Here is a 17,858-nt window from a genome sequence, read left to right as displayed (position 1 = left end):
AGATGGCGGACACCGCAATCGAGCGCAAGTCGTGGGATCAGCCGGACGGCGCGAGCTTCACGGACTGGATGGAAGGGCGCGTCGCGCGCTATGCGACGCGTCGGTACGACTGGGATGCGCTGAAGTTCCAGGCCGATTACGACCCGAAATACCGCCGTGCGCAGATGCGCTACGTCGGCACGGGTGGCACGGGCGTCGCGAAGGACGTCAACACGGTGCCGGCCGGCAACTTCACGTTCTCGACGATGGTGATTCCGGCCGGCAACATCGGCCCGAGCCACATCCACACCGACGTCGAGGAAATCTTCTTCGTGCTGCGCGGCAAGATGAAGGTGATCTGCGAGCGCGACGGCGAGACCTGGGAAGCGATCCTCGGCGAGCGCGACCTGATCTCCGTGCCGCCCGGCGTGTATCGCACCGAGATCAACATCGGCGAGGAAGACGCGCTGATGTGCGTGATGCTCGGTTCGTCGACGCCGATCACGCCGACGTATCCGCCTGATTCGCCGCTCGCGAAGATCAAGCGCTAAGCGGGAACGGGTGAAGCAATGAGTGTCATCGACAAACGCGAAAGCGACCGCATCGCGGCCTTCGTGGCGCTGCTCGAGAAGTTTCCCGAGCAGCGTGGCGAAGCCGGCGCCGCGGGCACGATCGGCTACCGCGAGGCCGGCGCCGCGCAAGCGGACACGCTGCCGGTCGTGCTGCTGCACGGCATCGGCTCGGGCGCCGCGTCGTGGGTGCGTCAGCTCGACGTGCTCGGCGCGTCGCGCCGCGTGCTCGCGTGGGACGCGCCCGGCTACGGCGCGTCGACGCCGGTGCACGGCGCGTCGCCGGTCGCCGCCGACTATGCGGCGTCGCTGAACGCGTGGCTCGATGCGCTCGGCATCGCCCGCTGTGTACTGGTCGGGCATTCGCTCGGCGCGATCGTCGCGGGTGGCTTCGCCCGCACGATGCCCGAGCGGATCGCGGGCCTGCTGCTGATCTCGCCCGCGGGCGGCTACGGCAGCGCGCCCGCCGAGTTGCGCGACGCGCGCCGCGACGCGCGGCTCGCGATGCTCGCGGAGCTCGGGCCCGCCGGGCTCGCGGAGAAGCGCAGCGCGAACATGGTGTCCGGCTTCGCGAGCGAGGACGCGCGGGCATGGGTGCGCTGGAACATGGCGCGGATCATTCCGCCCGGCTACGCGCAGGCGACGCATCTGCTCGCGAACGCGGACCTGGCGGCCGATCTTGCGGGCTATCGTGACTTCGGGGGCCGCGTCGCGGTCGCGGTCGGCGCGCAGGACGCGATCACGCCGCCGGAAGCCTGCGAACGGATCGCGGCGGCCGCGCACGTCGGGCTGCAGGTGATCCCGCAGGCCGGCCATGCGGGCTACGTCGAATCCCCCGATGCGTATACCGCGTTGATCGACGGCTTCTGCCGGCGGTGCGACACCGAGCGGAGGCACGGATGAGCGAGCCGGTGGCGAAGGAAGTCGAAGGCGCGGACGGCGCGGACGGCGTGAAAGCCGAAGCGAACTACGTGGTGCCGGGCCTCGAGCGCGGGCTGCGGATCCTCGCGGAATTCTCGCCGCGCGAGCCGGTGCTCGGCGCGCCCGAACTGTCGAAGCGGCTCGGCATTCCGCGCACGACGGTGTTCCGTCTGTTGCAGACGCTCGAATCGCTCGGCTTCCTCGAGCGCGCGGACAAGGACCGGAACTACCGGCTCGGCGTCGCGGTGCTGCGGCTCGGCTTCGAGTATCTGAGCTCGCTCGAGCTGACCGATCTCGGCCTGCCGGTGATCGAGAGCCTGCGCGATGCGACCGGCTTCACGACGCACATCGTGATCCGCGACGGCCGTGACGTCGTGTTCGTCGCGAAGGCGCAGAGCCAGGCGTCGGCATTCAGCTCGGTGCGCGTGAACGTCGGGACGCGGCTGCCCGCGCACGCGACGACGCACGGCCACGTGCTGATGGGCGACCTGTCGCTGAAGGAACTGCACGCGCTGTATCCGGAAGGCTGGCTCGACTGCGTGACGAAGATGACGCCCGAATCCGTCGACGCGCTGTATCAGGTGATCCGCGAGGACGCGTTGCGCGGCTACGGGATCGGCAACTCGGCGTTCGAGCGCGGCATCTCGGTCGTCACGGCGCCGGTGCGCAACGACACGCAGAAGATCGTCGCGTGCATCACGGTGACGGTGCCGCGCCCCGAGATCGACGACACGCTGATCGAGCAAGGACTGATCGACAAGGTGCAGCGCGCGGCGGCGGAACTGTCGCGGCGCCTGAATTATCGCTCTGACGAAGAGAGCACGTACTTGAAAGCATTAGGACTCCGATGATCCAGATCGATTTGACCGGCCAGGTCGCGGTGGTGACGGGCGGTTCGTCCGGCATCGGGCTCGCGACGACCGAATTGCTGCTGAGCGCGGGCGCATCCGTCGCGATCTGCGGCCGCGACGCCGCGCGTCTCGAGCGTGCCGAAGCGGCGCTGAAAGCGAAGTTCGCGGGCGCGCAACTGCTCGCCGCGCAATGCGACGTGCTCGACGCGGACGACGTCGCGCGCTTCGCGCAGACCGTGTCCGACCGCTTCGGCCGCGCGGACATGCTGATCAACAACGCGGGGCAAGGGCGCGTGTCGACGTTCGCGGACACGACCGACGACGCGTGGCGCGACGAGCTCGAGCTGAAGTACTTCAGCATCATCCGCCCGACGCGCGCGTTCCTGCCGCTGCTGCGCGACGCGCAAACGCCGACGATCACCTGCGTGAACTCGCTGCTCGCGCTGCAGCCGGAGCCGCACATGGTCGCGACGTCGTCGGCGCGCGCGGGCGTGCTGAGCCTCGTGAAGTCGCTCGCGAACGAGCTCGCGCCGCAGCGCATTCGAGTCAATTCGATCCTGATCGGCATCGTCGAATCGGGGCAATGGCGCCGCCGTTACGAGGCGCAGGCACAGCCCGGCGAAAGCTGGGAAGACTGGACGGGCGAACTCGCCCGCAAGAAGAACATTCCGCTGAACCGCTTCGGCCGGCCCGACGAGGCCGCCTGGGCGCTCTTTTATCTCGCAACGCATCTGTCGTCCTACACGACCGGCAGCCATATCGACGTTTCTGGAGGCTTTGCACGCCATGTCTAACAAAACCCGAACCACGGCTGGCGAGCTGATTGCCGCCTTCCTCGAACAGTGCGGCGTGAAAACCGCCTTCGGTGTGATCTCGATCCACAACATGCCGATTCTCGACGCGATCAACACGCGCGGGAACATCCGCTACGTCGGCGCGCGTGGCGAAGCGGGCGCGGTGAACATGGCGGACGGCCTCGCACGCGTGTCGGGCGGCCTCGGCGTCGCGTTCACGAGCACCGGCACCGCCGCGGGCAATGCCGCCGGCGCGATGGTCGAGGCGCTGACGGCCGGCACCGCGATGCTGCACATCACCGGGCAGATCGAAACGCCGTATCTGGATCAGGATCTCGCGTACATCCACGAGGCGCCGGACCAGTTGACGATGCTGCATTCGGTGTCGAAGGCCGCGTTCCGCGTGCGGACGGTCGAGACCGTGCTGCCGACGATCCGCGAAGCGGTGCGCATCGCGCAGACCGCGCCGACGGGCCCGGTGTCGGTCGAGATTCCGATCGACATCCAGGCTGCCCTGATCGACTGGCCGGAAGACCTGGCGCCCGCGCACGTGACGGTTCGCGAGCACGACGAAGCGCGTGTCGAGAAGCTCGCCGACGCGCTCGCGCAGAAGCGCCGCCCGCTGCTGTGGCTCGGTGGCGGCGCGCGCCATGCGCGTGAAGAGGTCGAGCGCCTCGTGAAGCTCGGCTTCGGCGTCGTGACGAGCGTGCAGGGCCGCGGCGTGCTGCCGGAAGATCACCCGGCGACGCTCGGCGCGTTCAACGTGCATTCGGCGGTCGAGGCGTTCTACAAGACGTGCGATGCGCTCGTCGTCGTCGGCTCGCGCCTGCGCGGCAACGAGACGCTGAAGTACAAGCTCGGCCTGCCGCAGCCGCTGTTCCGCGTCGATGCGGACGCGCTCGCCGACAACCGCGGCTATCGCAACGAGCTGTTCGTGCACGGCGACGCGAAGCGCGTGCTCGCCGAGCTGGCCGATCGCCTCGAAGGCCGGTTGAACGTCGATCCGCAGTTCGGCGCCGATCTGGCCGCCGCGCGCGAGCGCGCGGTCGCGGACGTCGCGGAGGGCCTCGGGCCGTACAAGCAGCTCGTCGACACGCTGCAGGGCGCGGTCGGCCGCGACTACAACTGGGTGCGCGACGTGACGATCTCGAACAGCACGTGGGGCAACCGCCTGCTGCAGATCTTCGAGCCGCGCGCGGGCGTGCATGCGCTCGGCGGCGGGATCGGCCAGGGGATGCAGATGGCGATCGGCGCGGCGCTGGCCGACGCGGCCGCGAAGACGGTCTGCCTGGTCGGCGACGGCGGCCTGATGGTCAACGTCGGCGAACTCGTGACCGCCGTGCAGGAAAACGCCAACGTGATGATCGTGCTGATGAACGACCAGTGCTACGGCGTGATCCGCAACATTCAGGACGCGCAGTATGGCGGCCGCCGCTGCTTCGTGCAGCTGCATCAGCCGGATTTCGCGCAGTTCTGCGCGAGCTTCGGCCTCACGCACCACCGAATCACGTCGCTCGACCAGGCGGAAGCGATCGTCCGCGAAGGGATCGAGAAGAAGGGCCCGGTGCTCGTCGAAGTCGACATGCTGTCGGTCGGCTCGTTCGCTTCCGCGTTCGCGGGCCCGCCCGTGAAGAAGGACACGCCCGAGGAGCGCCAGTATGCGTAACGTGCCTGCTCAAGCGCCGGTCGACGTCGCGATGATCGGCTTCGGCGCGATCGGTGCGACCGTCTACCGCGCGGTCGAGCACGACGCTGCGCTGCGCATCGCGCACGTGATCGTGCCCGAGCAGCAGTGCGCGGCCGTGCGCGACGCGGTCGGCGACGGCGTCGAGGTCGTGTCGTCGGTCGGCGCGCTGTCGCGCCGCCCCGAGTTCGTGCTCGAATGCGCGGGCCACGGCGCGCTCGTCGATCACGTCGTGCCGTTGCTGAAGTCGGGCGTCGATTGCGCGGTCGCGTCGATCGGCGCGCTGTCCGACCTCGCATTGCTCGACGAGCTGCAGAAGGCGGCCGAAGACGGCGGTGCGACGCTGACGCTGCTGTCGGGCGCGATCGGCGGGATCGACGCGCTCGCGTCCGCGAAGATGGGCGGCCTCGACGAGGTGGTGTACGTCGGCCGCAAGCCGCCGCTCGGCTGGCTCGGCACGCCGGCGGAAGAAGTGTGCGACCTGCGCGCGCTGGCCGAAGAGAAGGTGATCTTCGAAGGCAACGCACGCGACGCCGCGCGCCTGTATCCGAAGAACGCGAACGTGGCCGCGACGGTCGCGCTCGCGGGCCTCGGCCTCGACGACACGCGCGTGCGCCTGATCGCCGACCCGGCGATGACGCGCAACGTGCACCGGTTTACCGCGCGCGGCGCATTCGGCGAGATGTCGCTCGAGATGAGCGGCAAGCCGCTGCCCGACAACCCGAAGACGTCCGCGCTGACCGCGTTCAGCGCAATCCGCGCGCTGCGCAACCGCGTGGCCCGCTGCGTGATCTGACCTGGATCCATCATGACTGCATTCGATTCCTCTCTCGTGCCGAACGGCGAAATCCTCGTCGGCGGCGAATGGCGCAACGGCCGTGGCGCGAAGACGCCGAACTTCTATCCAGCCGACCAGTCGCTGAACGCCGAAATCCACATGGCCGACGCGGCCGACGCGACCGAGGCCGTCGAAGCGGCCGACGCTGCGTGGCGCAAGTCGGACTGGGCGGGCCTGAAGCCGCATCAGCGCGCGAGCGTGATGTACCGGATCGCGGACCTGATCAACGCGAACCACGAAGGGCTCGCGCAGCTTCAGCGCCGCGACAACGGCAAGCCGATCAACGAGACGCGCGCGCTCGTGACGAGCGCCGCGAACACGTTCCGCTACTTCGCCGCGTGCGCGGAGACGATGGAGGAAGAGCTGACGCCGTCGCGCGGCGACTACATGACGATGAGCGTGCACGAGCCGCTCGGCGTCGTCGCCGCGATCACGCCGTGGAACTCGCCGATCGCATCCGACGCGCAGAAGCTCGGCCCGGCGCTCGCCGCGGGCAATGCGGTCGTGCTGAAGCCGGCCGAGGTGACGCCGCTCGCGTCGCTCGCGCTCGCTCGCCTGTGCGAACAGGCCGGCGTGCCGCGCGGCGTGTTGTCGGTGATCCCGGGCAAGGGCTCGGTCGTCGGCGACGTGCTGGTTCGCCATCCGCGCGTGAAGAAGGTGTCGTTCACCGGCGGCACCGAAGTCGGGCGCGGGATCGCGCGCCTCGCCGCGGACAAGCTGATGCCGGTGTCGCTCGAGCTCGGCGGCAAGTCGCCGACGATGGTGTTCGACGACGCCGACCTCGATCACGCGGTCAACGGCGTGCTGTACGGGATCTTCAGCTCGTCGGGCGAATCGTGCATCGCGGGCTCGCGCCTGTTCGTGCAGCGCGGAATCTACGACGCGTTCATGGCGCGTCTCGTCGAAGGCGCGCGCAAGCTGCGCGTCGGCGATCCGACCAGCGAGCGCACGCAGATGGGCCCGCTGATCACCGGCCAGCATCGCGAATCGATCGAGCGCTACGTCGCGCTCGGCCGCGAGGAAGGCGGCCGCGTGCTGTGCGGCGGCGAGCGTCCGACCGGCGAAGGCCGCGACAACGGTTTCTTCTATCTGCCGACGATCCTCGACGGCCTGACCAACGACGCGCGGATCTGCCAGGAAGAAATCTTCGGGCCGGTGCTGGTCGCGATGCCGTTCGACGACGAGGCCTCGCTGCTGAAGGAAGCGAACGACAGCGTGTTCGGCCTCGCGGCCGGCATCTGGAGCCGCGACTACAAGCGCGCATGGCGGATCGGTCGCGCGCTGGAGACGGGCACCGTGTGGATCAATACGTACAAGCAGTTCTCGATCTCGACGCCGTTCGCCGGCTTGAAGGATAGCGGGATGGGCCGCGAGAAGGGCCGTCTCGGCATCCGCGAGTACATGCAGCAGAAGAGCCTGTACTGGGGTTTGAACGACGCGCCGCTGCCGTGGGCGAACTGAGCGAAGGGGATCAAGCAATGACCATTCTGGGTATCGAACAGATCACTTACGGCGTCGACGATCTCGCGACGTGCCGCCGCTTCTTCGCCGACTGGGGCCTGAAGGAAGTCGCGCACGACGATTCGCGCGTGCGCTTCGAGACGCTGAACGGCTGCACCGTGCTCGTCGTGAAAGCCGACGATCCGTCGCTGCCGCCCGCGTTCGAGGCGGGCCCGACGCTGCGCGAAGTGACGTGGGGCGTCGCGACGCCGGCCGAGCTCGACGCGGTGCGCGCGAAGCTTGCCGGCCAGCCCGGCTATTACGCGCAGGACGGCGCGGTCGGCTGCATCGATCCGAACGGGATGGCGATCCGCATCGAAGTGACGCGCAAGCGCGCGCTCGACCTGAAGGGCTCGCCGTCGAACGTGTGGGGCGACACGCCGCGCGTCGATACGCCGAGCCCGATCTACGAGCGCGCGGAGCCGGTCGAAGTTGGCCACGTCGTGTTCTTCACGAACGCGCTCGACGCGCAGGAGAAGTTCTATCACGAGCTGCTCGGCTTCGAGACGTCGGACCGCTATCCGGGCCGCGGCGCGTTCATGCGCTGCGCACCGCACGGCGGCCACCACGACCTGTTCCTGCTCGCGCTGCCTACGGCCAAACGCGGCCTGAACCACGTCGCGTTCACGGTGCGCGACATCCACGAGGTGTTCGGCGGCGGGCTGCACATCGACCGCTGCGGGTGGCAGACGCAGCTTGGGCCGGGCCGGCATCCGGTGTCGTCCGCGTATTTCTGGTACTTCCAGAATCCGGCCGGCGCGCTGATCGAGTACTACGCGGATGAAGACGTGCTGACGCCGGACTGGCAGCCGCGCGACTTCGAGCCGGGCCCGACCGTGTTCGCCGAGTGGGCGGTCGACGGCGGCCTCGACGGCAACACGCGCCGGCAGAAGAACGCCAAGGCGCCGGAAGGCAAGTTCATGACGGAGCGCAAATCATGACCGACGCAAACTCGCAGGACGGCGCGGCGCCACAGACGGTCGTCGTGATCGGCGGCGGACAGGCCGCCGGCTGGGTGCTGAAGACGCTGCGCGCGGAAGGCTTCGCGGGCCGTCTCGTGATGATCGCGGACGAGCCGCATCTGCCGTACGAGCGTCCGCCGCTGTCGAAGGCGGTGCTCGCGGGCGACGCTCACATCGAGACCGTGCGCGTCGTGCATCCGGAAGAGTTCGCATCGCTGAACGTCGAAGCGTGGCAGCCGGAACGCGCGGCGTCGATCGATCGCGCGCGCAAGGTCGTGCGCACCGAGAGCGGCCGCGAGATTGCGTACGACCGTCTGGTGATCGCGACCGGCGGCGCGTCGCGCAAGCTGCCGGATTCGATCGTGAAAACGCCGAACCTGCATTACCTGCGCACGCTTGACGAAGCGGACGCGCTCGGCGGCAAGCTGCGCACGAACACGCGCGTGCTCGTGATCGGTGGCGGCTGGATCGGCCTCGAAGTCGCGGCGACCGCGCGCAAGCTCGGCGTCGAAGCGGTCGTCGTCGAAGGCGCGCCGCGACTGTGCGGCCGCTCGGTGCCGCAGATCGTGTCGGACTTCCTGCTCGACCTGCATCGCGGCAACGGCGTCGACGTGCGCCTCGGCGCCTCGCTCATGTCGCTCGACCCGCAGCCGGACGACGCATCGAAAGTGCGCGCGACGCTCGCGGACGGCACGACGATCGACGCGGACTTCGCGGTCGCGGGGATCGGCCTCGCGCTGAACGCATCGATCGCGACCGACGCGGGCCTCGCGGTCGACGACGGGATCGTCGTCGACGAGTTCGGCATGACGAGCGACCCGGCGATCTTCGCGTGCGGCGACGTCGCGAACCATCACAACGCGTGGTTGAAGCGCCGCGTGCGGCTCGAGTCGTGGGCGAACGCGCAGAACCAGGCGATCGCGGCCGCGAAGGCATTGCTCGGCGTGCGTGCGCCGTACGCGGAGATTCCGTGGTTCTGGTCGGATCAGTACGACGTGAACCTGCAGATTCTCGGCGAGCTGCCGGCTGACGCGCGGCTCGTGGTGCGCGGCGATCTCGCCGCGAAGCGGGCGACGCTGTTCTTTATCGGCGACGGGCATGTGAGAGGTGTCATCGCCGTCAACAACGCACGCGAACTGAAGCTCGCGCGCAAGTGGATGAATCAGGGCCGTACGGTGGATATCGAAGCCCTGTCGGACACGACGAAAGCGCTGGCCTGACGGCCGCGGCGCGAGACTTACGGAGAGAGACACCTCATGAGCACACTTGACAACGTCGTGGCCGGCGGGGCCGCGATGGACGGCGCTGCGTCCACGCAGGGCGCGATCATCGCGCGACTCGAGCGGCTGCCGGCGAACGCGATGCAGATCCGCGCGCGTATTCTGATCGGCACCGCGACCTTCTTCGACGGCTTCGACGTGATCACGATCGCGGCGACGCTGCCGCTGCTGATCCACAAGTGGGGGCTGTCGCCGACGCAGGTCGGGCTGATGATCGCGTCGGGCGCGATCGGCCAGCTGATCGGCGCGTTGATGTTCCCGGCATTCGCCGAGAAGCACGGCCGCGTGAAGGCGATCGTGTGGAGCTCGGCCGTGATCGGCGTGACGAGCATCGCGTGCGGCTTCGCGCCGTCGTTCCAGGTGTTCGTGCTGCTGCGGATCCTGCAGGGGCTCGGGCTCGGCGGCGAGCTGCCGGTCGCCGCGACGTACATCAACGAGATCACGCGCGCGCATGGCCGCGGCCGTTTCGTGCTGCTGTACGAAATCGTGTTCCCGATCGGCCTGCTCGCGTCGATGGCGCTCGGCGCGTATCTCGTACCGCGCTTCGGCTGGGAGATCATGTATTACGTCGGCGGGCTGCCGCTCGTGCTGTCGCTCGTGCTGTCGCGTCTCGTGCCCGAGTCGCCGCGCTGGCTCGCGGCGCGTGGACGCCTCCCGGAAGCGGGGCAGGCCGTCGCGGCGTTCGAGGCGACGGTGAAGACGCCGCTCGCGCCGGTCACGCAGGCGGCCGAATTCGATGCGCTCGTGCGTCAGCATCCGAAGCGCAACATGTTCGACCTGTTCGGCCCCGCGTACCGCAAGCGCACGATCGCGGTCGCGACGCTGTGGGCGACCTGCGGCTTCATCCAGTACGGCCTGTCGACGTGGTTGCCGACGATCTACAAGAACTTCTATCACGCGCCGCTGCAGCTCGCGCTGAACCTCGCGGTGATCGGCTCGGTGATGGGCGTGCTCGGCTCGGCCGCGTCCGCGCTGTTCGTCGACATGCTCGGGCGCAAGCCGGTGATCATCTGGTCGTTCCTGCTCTGCGCGTTGTCGATGGCGCTGGCCGGCTTCTACCACGCGTCGTCGGTGTACGTGGTCGCGACGTTTTGCTCGCTCGCGCTCGGCCTGATGGCGTCGGGCTTCATCACCGCGTACGTGTATACGCCGGAGCAGTATCCGACGAGCATCCGCGCGTCCGGTTGCGGGCTCGCGAGCGCATGGCTGAAGATCGCGTCGTTCGTCGCGCCGATGATCGTGCCGCACGCGATCATCGGTGGCGACCTGAGCCCCGCGTTCTACCTGATCGGGGTCGTGCCGCTGATCGCCGCGATCACCGTGCATCTGATCGGAATCGAAACGAAGGAAACGGTGCTGGAGGCGCTCGAAGCCTGAGTGGCTTGTCAGGCCGGCTCGTCAGGCTGGCTTGTCAGGCCATTACGCCGGTCATGTCGCGCGATGCGCGGTGTGACCGGCGTTGTCGTTTGTGGGCGGGACGTCAGCGGGAAGCGGCGCAGCGCGGGTTCCGGGCTGCGCGGCGAAACGTCGGGGGGACGGCGGTCGGGCGGTCTCGGGCGGACGGCGGTCAGTCGGACAACGGCGCGGCGCGCCGCGTGCGCTTCGGCCTGGGCTTGCTGACCGGCGCGGTCAGCGCGGCCGTGCAGTAGTCGACGAGCTCCGCGATCGGCGGCTTCTCGGTGTCGCTCTGCCGCCGCCGGCTCCACTGCGCGAGCGAGTAGACGACGTTGTCGTTGAACCAGATCTGGCGCAGGCCCATGACCTTCTGCGGAATGTCGGGGAGCGCGGCCGCGATCATTTTGCGCACGCGCTTCACGCCCGAGATCGCGCTCGAGTCGATCATCTCCGAGTTCACGAGCTTCGGGCTGAACGTCGCCTGCGCGAGCACGGACACGTAATGCGCGCCCCAGGTCGTGTTGGAGATCGTGTCCGCGAGCGCGCTGATCGTCGCCTCGACGATCGCGCGCACGTCGGTGTCGAGGCCGGCCGCCTCGATCCTGTCGAGGTAGCGGTTGCGGATCGCATTGACGTGCGTGAGCCGCAGGTTCAGCAACTGGCTGACGAGCGCCTCGCGCGAGCCGAAGTGATAGTGCAGCGCGGAGCGGTTGCGCTGCCCGGCCTCGACGACGATCTGCCGCAGCGGCACCAGCTCGACGCCGTGCTCCGCGAACAGGCGCTCCGCGATTTCGAGCATGCGCCGCGCGGTGTCGTTCTCGAGCGTGTCGCTGACGGGGTTCATCAACGCGTCGAGGGTATGGTGGCGGGCCGGGCTCATGGGCGGACTGGAGTAGGAGTAATGGCGGTGATTATCACCGCACGGGCTTTTCGCGGGCAAGCCGGCGATTACGTCTGACCATAGAGGCGCTTCAGCGCGCGGGCGGGGTGCTGGCCGATCAGCACCGCGAGCGCGCCGACGATCATCACGCCGCCGCAGATCGCGAAGCCTTGCTCGAAGCCTTGCGGGCCGATGTGCGCGTGCGCCTGCAGCAGCCGGCCCATCACGACCGGCGCGATCATGCCGGCGCTCGTTGCGACCGCGACGGTCATCGCGACGACCGCGCTGCGTTGCGCATCGGGCACGATCTCGCCGACGATCGCCGGCCCGAGCGTGAACGCGGTCTGCGGCAGCGACACGGCGACCGCGATCAGCGCGACCTTTTCGAGCGGCGTGAGCGGCAGCGCCGGCAGCGCGATGAACAGCATGCCGCCGATGCCGACGCAGGCGGCGGCGAACACCGCCCGCGCGGCGCGCGACGACGCGCCGCGACGCAGCATCCGCTGCGACCATCCGCAGAGGCCGACGTTGATCGGCATCCCGATCGCGACGACGAACGAGAACATCCGGCCGGCGCCGATCGCATCGTAGCCGAGCCCGCGCTCGAGGTACGACGGCAGCCAGGTCATCAGCAGCGCGATGCCCCAGTACGCGGCGAAGCCCGCGAGAAAGCCGGTCCAGATGGTCGGGTCGCGCAGCAGGCGCAGATACGGAATGCGCACCGGCGCGTTCGCATTCGCGTTCGTGTGCGCGTGATGCGGCAGTTGCGTCGTCAGCGTGCCTTCGCGGCCGAAGCAGAGCCAGCCGATGCCCCACAGCGCGGACGCCACCGCGAGCACGACGAAGTTCGCGCGCCAGCCCCAGTCGCGCGTGATGAACGGCACGCCGAGCCCGGCGAGCAGCAGGCCGATCACCGCGCCCTGATTGATGATCGACACCGGCAGGTTGCGCTTCTCGTGCGGGAACCACTTGTACAGCGCGTGAACCGACACGGGGTAGCCGGGCGCTTCGCCGATCCCGAGCAGCACGCGCAGGACCACGAGCGACGTTGCGCCGGACGCGAGCGACACCGGGAACTGGATGACCGACCAGAACGCGGCCATGCCGAGTAGCAGCCAGCGCGCGGGCACGCGATTGCCGACGAAGCCGACGACGGCGGCGGACAGCGAGAACAGCCAGAAGAAACTGCCCGCGATTACGCCGAACTGCGTGGGGCTCAGGTGCAACTCGCGCATGATCGGCACGGCGACCATGCCGAGCACGACCTTGTCGAGGAAGTTGATCGCGGCCAGCGCGGTCAGCCAGATCGTGATCGCCCACGCCTTGCGGGGTTCGTACCGTTGCGCGTGCGTGACGCCCGGCGCGCGGGATTGCGCGCGTTGCACGGCGTCAGAGGTGGCGGGCGCTTCTGCCATCTTCAACACTCCTTCATAGGCTTCGTAGGGGCCGGATTTCGCGGGCATCGCGTGCCGCATGTGGCCGGATTTAATTCGACGTATTAGATTAAGCGACAGCTTATTTTCTCCGGATGCGGGCGAGTAGTGGGGTTTCCCCGGTCAGTAAGCGAACCGTGCAGGCCGCTTGACATTCGGATCGCTTCGGCTAAATTGATCGACTCGTGTAATCATGGGTATTAAATCGGGAGGCGAGATGGGGACGAATGAAGCGGACGTGGGCAGGAAGGAGCGGGCGAGCCAGGCCGCGGCGGATCATTCGCCGCTCACGAGCGGCGACGGAATCGAGCCGGTCGCGGACGGCGTGTGGCTGCTGAAGGGGCAGGGGCGGAGCTTCGTCGTCGAGATCGACGAGGGGCTGGTCGTCGTCGACGCGGGGCCGGGCGGCAGCGTGACCGCGGGGATGATCGAGCACCTGCGCGGCGTCAGCGCGCGGCCGGTCGTCGCGCTGTGCTACAGCCACGGTCACGGCGGGTACAACGTCGGCGTGCCGATGTGGCTCGACGATGCCGCGAAGCGCGGCCATCCGCGGCCGCGCGTGATCGCGCATGCGAACGTGCCCGCGCGTTATGCGCGCTACCGGCGCACGGCGGGGCTGCAGAACCGGATCAACGAACTGCAGTTCCGGCGCGCGGCCGGCGGCATGCGCTCGATGATGCAGTTGACCGACCCGGGCGAGACCTACACGGAGCGTCTCGTGATCGGCGACGGCGCGCGGCGCGTCCATCTGCTGTGGGCGCCGTCGGAGACCGACGACGTGACGGCCGTCTGGGTGCCGTGGGCGCGCGTGCTGTACGGCAGCGCGTCGATCATCAGCGGGATCCCGAACATCGGCACGCCGTTCCGCACGATGCGCGACACGCTGCGCTGGGCGACGACGCTCGAGCGGCTGATGGACCTGCGTCCGGTGACGGTCGTGCGCGAATTCGGCGACGTGATCGTCGGCGACGAAGACGTGCAGCGCGTGCTCGGCCATACGGCGGGCGCGCTGCGCTGGCTGCACGCGGAGGTGGTGCGGCTGATGAACGAGGGCCGGGGCGAGCGCGAGCTGCTGGCCGAGATCGTCTATCCGCCGGAATGGTTCGACGTGCCGTGGATGAGCCCGAACTACGGGGACCCGAGCTACATCGTGCGCGACATCTATCGCTCGGAGAACGGCTGGTGGGACCGCAACCCGACGAGCCTGCATCCGGCGTCGCCGGCGGCGGCGGGGGCGGAGGTGGCCGCCGCGATCGCGGACAAGGCCGCGCTGATCAGTCATGCGGAAACGCTCGCGGCGCGCGGCGAGCATCAGCTCGCGCTGCACGTGATCGACGTGCTCGCGACCGCGCCCGGCGACGCGCCGGAAATCGTGCAGGCGCGGCAGCTGAAGGCCGCTTGGCTGCGCGAGCGCGCGGAGCAGGTGCGCAGCTACGTGTCGCGCAGTATCTACCTCGGCTGCGCGGATCGCATCGAGGAGGGCACCGCGGCGGAGTTCGGTTTGCGCTGACGCGACGAGCGCGGGCGGCGATCGTAACGGCTACCGGAACAGCTACCAGTGCTACTGGTAGTGTTACCGGACCGCGGTGACGGGAATGCTCGAGATCCGCACGAGGCGATCGAGGATGCTGCGATGAAACACCGACCGCAGCACATGCAGCGGATCGCGGCGCGGCGCGACGACGACGATCTCGTCGCAGCCGTTCTCGGCCGCGCATGCGGCGATCGTGTCGGCGATCGGGCCGACTTTCATCGCGACGGTGTACTTGACGCCCGCGTCCTGCAGAATGCGTTTCGCCTGCGACAGCTCGCCTTCCGCCCATTCGTGCTCGATCCGGCGCAGCCGGTCGAGCGGATGGAACGCTTCGAGCCGCGTCGCTTCGAGCGGCGGCTGCACGTTGACGATCACGATTTCGGATGCGCAACGTTCCCGATAGAGGAAGATCGCATGGCGCACCGCCTGCAGCGAGCGCGTCGAGTGGCCGACCGGCACCAGCAGTTTCAGCATCGGGCGTGTTCCCGTGAACGAGATACCTGTAGCGTAGTCTCGGATCGGGGTGGGCGGGCTAAAGAGATGCGGCGTCGGTGTAAAAAGCCCGTAAACGTGCGAGGCAGCACGATGCAGACCCTGTATTCTAATAAGAAATATAAAAAATTTAAGTTTATGCGCATAAAGCGGCCCGGCGCGGCGCAGCCCGGGATTTAGTCGGTTCCCCAATGAATCCGCATGCAAAATATCCGAGGTCGCGCGGGCGAGGTCGCGTAGAGTAGAACGCACCGTCGCCGCGACGTCCGGCGCGCACCCCATCTTTTCAGGAGACTCCGCATGCCTCACGGCGCCCCGTCGCTTCTTGCTCCCGCATCCGTACCCATCGACCCGATCGTGCGTCTGTCGGCGGGTGAACTGGCGTCGGCGATCCGTCGCAAGGAAGTCTCCTGCGTCGACACGATGTCCGCGTACCTCGATCACATCGCGCGCGTGAATGGCGCGGTGAACGCGATCGTCGCGCTGCGAGAGCGCGACGCGCTGCTCGCCGAGGCGGCCGAGCGGGACGCCGAGCTCGCGCGCGGCGAATATCGCGGCTGGCTGCACGGGATTCCGCAGGCGCCGAAGGATCTCGCGATGACGAAGGGCCTGCGCACGACGTTCGGCTCGCCGATCTTCCGCGACAACGTGCCGGACGTCGATTCGCTCGTCGTCGCGCGGATGCGCGCGGCCGGCGCGATCTTCGTCGGCAAGACGAACTCGCCCGAGTTCGGCCTCGGCTCGCATACGTTCAACGAGGTGTATGGCGTGACGCGCAACCCGTACGACCTCACGAAGACGGCGGGCGGCAGCAGCGGCGGCTCGGCCGCGGCGCTTGCCGCGCGCCTGCTGCCGGTCGCCGACGGCAGCGACTTCGGCGGTTCGCTGCGCAATCCGGCCGCGTTCTGCAACGTGTACGGGATGCGTCCGTCGCAGGGCCGCGTGCCGCGCTGGCCGAGCGCCGACGTGTTCGTGCAGCAGTTCGGCATCGAAGGGCCGATGGGGCGCACCGTTTCCGACGTCGCGCAACTGCTCGCGATCCAGGCCGGCTTCGACGCGCGCGATCCGCTCGGGCTCGACGACGATCCGGCCGTGTTCGCGCAGCCGCTCGACGTCGATCTGCGCGGCAAGCGCGTCGCGTGGGTCGGCGACTGGAACGGCTATCTCGCCACCGAGCCGGGCGTGCTGTCGCTGATCGAGTCGTCGGGGCTCGCGACGCTGCGCGAGATCGGCTGCGACGTCGATGCCGCGCTGCCGGCGTTCGCGCCCGAGCGGATCTGGCAGATCTGGCTCGCGCACCGGCACCTCGCCGCGGGCGGCGGGCTGCTCGCGCACTATCGCGACCCGGCGCGCCGCGCGCTGCTGAAGCCCGAGGCGATCTACGAGGTCGAAGGGCTGCTCGCGATGTCGGGCCCGGACGTGTTCGACGGCAGCGTCGAGCGCAGCGCGTGGTATCACGCGCTGTCGAGCTTCTTCGAGCGCTACGACTTCATCGTCGCGCCGACCGCGCAGGTGTTCCCGTTCGATGCGGATGCGCGCTGGCCGAAGGAGATCGCGGGCCGCGCGATGGACACCTATCACCGCTGGATGGAGACGGTCGTGCCGTGGACGCTCGCGGGCTGTCCGGTCGTCAACGTGCCGGTCGGTTTCAACGACGCCGGCCTGCCGATGGGGATGCAGCTGATCGGCCGGCCGCGCGCGGACCTTGCGGTGCTGCAGCTCGCGCACGGCTACGAGAAGGCGCGCGACTGGGTCGGCACGCGGCTGCCGGGGTGGGTCGCTGCGTAACGAGCGCATTCGTCGCATTCGCCGCATTCGCCGCATTCGCGGGGATTGATGCGATTGATGCGAGGCAGGAACGAATCACGGTGCGCACGCGCGCTCGATCGAGCGCGCGTGCGCAATGCGCGCGGCCGCCGCGCATTGCGTGAAATTGGCAAGCGGTCCTGACGATCTATTTCGTTTCCAGGTGTTTCAGGCGTTGAGCCCGCCCGGGCCGGCTCCGACAATGGCGTCTGATCATTTGTCAGACGATGGAGAAACACATGGACACGATTCGCGCAGCCGGCAAACGACTCGCATGGGCAGCGCTCGGATGCTGCTCGCTTTGGGGCAGCGTCGCGTACGCGCAGCTCGATCTTCAATCGCTTGGCTCGCAACTGCTCGGCGCCACCGCGCAGCAGGCGCCCGCGCAGGGCGGCGGCCAGGGTGGCGGTATGTCGCAGCTTCTGCAGTCGTACGTCGGCGCGAATCAGCAGGTGCTGGCCGGGCAGTCGTCGCTCGCGTCCGCGATGGGGCTGACGGGCGCCGCCGGCCAGGCCCAGCAGGCGGCATCGCTGCTCGGCGGCGGCAACGCGTTGACGCCGGCCGCGCTGTCGCAGATGGGTGGCGCGCAGCAGTCGGTGTCGCAGGCGCTGGGCCAGGCGTTCGCGAGTAGCGGCGCGTCGCGCGGCCCGGTCGACAAGCAGGCGTTCAGCAACGGGCTCGCGTCGCTCGGCCAGGGGCTCACGCAATATTCGCAACTGCAGTCCGGTCTCGGCGCGCTCGGCTCGTCGAGCCCCGCGTCGCTGCTGCAGGCGGGCCTCAATCCGCAGAACATGCAGGCCGCGTCGTACATCGCGCAGAGCGCGCCCGGCCAGCTCCAGTCGCTGGCCGCGACGCTGAGCCAGGCAGTGCGGTTCGCGTCGAGCCAGGGCATTTCGGTGCCGTCGTCCGCATCGTCCGCGCTGAAGCTGTTGCCTTGACG

16 protein-coding genes are annotated in these 17,858 nt (G+C 68.8%); 13 read left to right on the top strand and 3 right to left on the bottom strand.

The window, feature by feature from the left end:
• Positions 1-2 precede the first annotated feature (2 nt).
• The 10 genes from HZI36_RS07855 to HZI36_RS07810 are packed head-to-tail and all read left to right on the top strand — an operon-like array spanning position 3 to position 10,755.
• A complete protein-coding gene (locus tag HZI36_RS07855) occupies positions 3-530 on the top strand; it encodes a cupin domain-containing protein (RefSeq protein ID WP_179402077.1) in 528 nt (175 codons plus the stop codon).
• Between the two features lie 18 nt (positions 531-548).
• Positions 549-1,451: an alpha/beta fold hydrolase gene (locus HZI36_RS07850; protein ID WP_179402076.1), complete on the top strand. Its 903-nt coding sequence runs from the start codon at positions 549-551 to the stop codon at positions 1,449-1,451.
• Positions 1,448-2,320, top strand: coding sequence for an IclR family transcriptional regulator (locus HZI36_RS07845; protein ID WP_179402075.1), 873 nt, complete (start codon positions 1,448-1,450; stop codon positions 2,318-2,320). The genes HZI36_RS07850 and HZI36_RS07845 overlap by 4 nt, the downstream gene beginning before the upstream one ends.
• Positions 2,317-3,114 carry an SDR family oxidoreductase gene (locus tag HZI36_RS07840; protein ID WP_179402074.1) on the top strand — a complete coding sequence of 266 codons (798 nt, stop codon included), beginning with the start codon at positions 2,317-2,319 and terminating at the stop codon, positions 3,112-3,114. Before HZI36_RS07845 ends, HZI36_RS07840 begins: the two co-directional genes overlap by 4 nt.
• Positions 3,107-4,780, top strand: coding sequence for a thiamine pyrophosphate-binding protein (locus HZI36_RS07835; RefSeq protein WP_179402073.1), 1,674 nt, complete (start codon positions 3,107-3,109; stop codon positions 4,778-4,780). Before HZI36_RS07840 ends, HZI36_RS07835 begins: the two co-directional genes overlap by 8 nt.
• A complete protein-coding gene (locus HZI36_RS07830; protein WP_179402072.1) occupies positions 4,773-5,594 on the top strand; it encodes an aspartate dehydrogenase in 822 nt (273 codons plus the stop codon). The genes HZI36_RS07835 and HZI36_RS07830 overlap by 8 nt, the downstream gene beginning before the upstream one ends.
• Positions 5,595-5,606: 12 nt before the next feature.
• Positions 5,607-7,097, top strand: a complete 1,491-nt coding sequence (locus tag HZI36_RS07825) for an aldehyde dehydrogenase (RefSeq protein WP_179402071.1) — start codon at positions 5,607-5,609, stop codon at positions 7,095-7,097.
• Positions 7,098-7,114: 17 nt separating this feature from the next.
• Entirely contained in the window at positions 7,115-8,077 is a 963-nt protein-coding gene (locus HZI36_RS07820) for a VOC family protein (protein ID WP_179402070.1), read from the top strand.
• Positions 8,074-9,318 carry an NAD(P)/FAD-dependent oxidoreductase gene (locus tag HZI36_RS07815; protein WP_179402069.1) on the top strand — a complete coding sequence of 415 codons (1,245 nt, stop codon included), beginning with the start codon at positions 8,074-8,076 and terminating at the stop codon, positions 9,316-9,318. Before HZI36_RS07820 ends, HZI36_RS07815 begins: the two co-directional genes overlap by 4 nt.
• A 36-nt stretch (positions 9,319-9,354) precedes the next feature.
• Positions 9,355-10,755: an MFS transporter gene (locus tag HZI36_RS07810; RefSeq protein WP_179402068.1), complete on the top strand. Its 1,401-nt coding sequence runs from the start codon at positions 9,355-9,357 to the stop codon at positions 10,753-10,755.
• A gap of 190 nt (positions 10,756-10,945) precedes the next feature.
• Here the strand turns inward: HZI36_RS07810 and HZI36_RS07805 are convergent, their stop codons facing one another.
• Positions 10,946-11,653: a TetR/AcrR family transcriptional regulator gene (locus HZI36_RS07805; RefSeq protein WP_179402067.1), complete on the bottom strand. Its 708-nt coding sequence runs from the start codon at positions 11,651-11,653 to the stop codon at positions 10,946-10,948.
• A 68-nt stretch (positions 11,654-11,721) separates the two neighbouring features.
• Positions 11,722-13,068: an MFS transporter gene (locus tag HZI36_RS07800; protein ID WP_179402066.1), complete on the bottom strand. Its 1,347-nt coding sequence runs from the start codon at positions 13,066-13,068 to the stop codon at positions 11,722-11,724.
• 235 nt (positions 13,069-13,303) lie between these two features.
• On the opposite strand from HZI36_RS07800, the gene HZI36_RS07795 reads away from it, so the two are divergent.
• On the top strand, positions 13,304-14,596 hold the full coding sequence (locus HZI36_RS07795; protein ID WP_179402065.1) for an alkyl sulfatase dimerization domain-containing protein: 1,293 nt from the start codon (positions 13,304-13,306) through the stop codon (positions 14,594-14,596).
• A gap of 63 nt (positions 14,597-14,659) precedes the next feature.
• On the opposite strand, the gene HZI36_RS07790 is transcribed toward HZI36_RS07795, so the two are convergent.
• Complete coding sequence (locus HZI36_RS07790; protein ID WP_179402064.1) at positions 14,660-15,094, bottom strand: universal stress protein; 435 nt, start codon at positions 15,092-15,094, stop codon at positions 14,660-14,662.
• A 318-nt stretch (positions 15,095-15,412) separates the two neighbouring features.
• Here HZI36_RS07790 and HZI36_RS07785 point away from each other — a divergent pair, with 318 nt between their 5' ends.
• Both HZI36_RS07785 and HZI36_RS07780 read left to right on the top strand, forming a co-directional pair.
• Positions 15,413-16,900, top strand: coding sequence for an amidase (locus HZI36_RS07785; RefSeq protein ID WP_179402063.1), 1,488 nt, complete (start codon positions 15,413-15,415; stop codon positions 16,898-16,900).
• Positions 16,901-17,157: 257 nt separating this feature from the next.
• Positions 17,158-17,856, top strand: a complete 699-nt coding sequence (locus HZI36_RS07780) for a hypothetical protein (RefSeq protein ID WP_179402062.1) — start codon at positions 17,158-17,160, stop codon at positions 17,854-17,856.
• Positions 17,857-17,858 lie beyond the last annotated feature (2 nt).

This window comes from Burkholderia guangdongensis, assembly GCF_013403875.1.
GTDB lineage: Bacteria > Pseudomonadota > Gammaproteobacteria > Burkholderiales > Burkholderiaceae > Burkholderia > Burkholderia guangdongensis.
The sequence above is the reverse complement of the archived record's forward strand: the minus strand, read 5'-3'. Positions and strand labels throughout refer to the sequence as shown.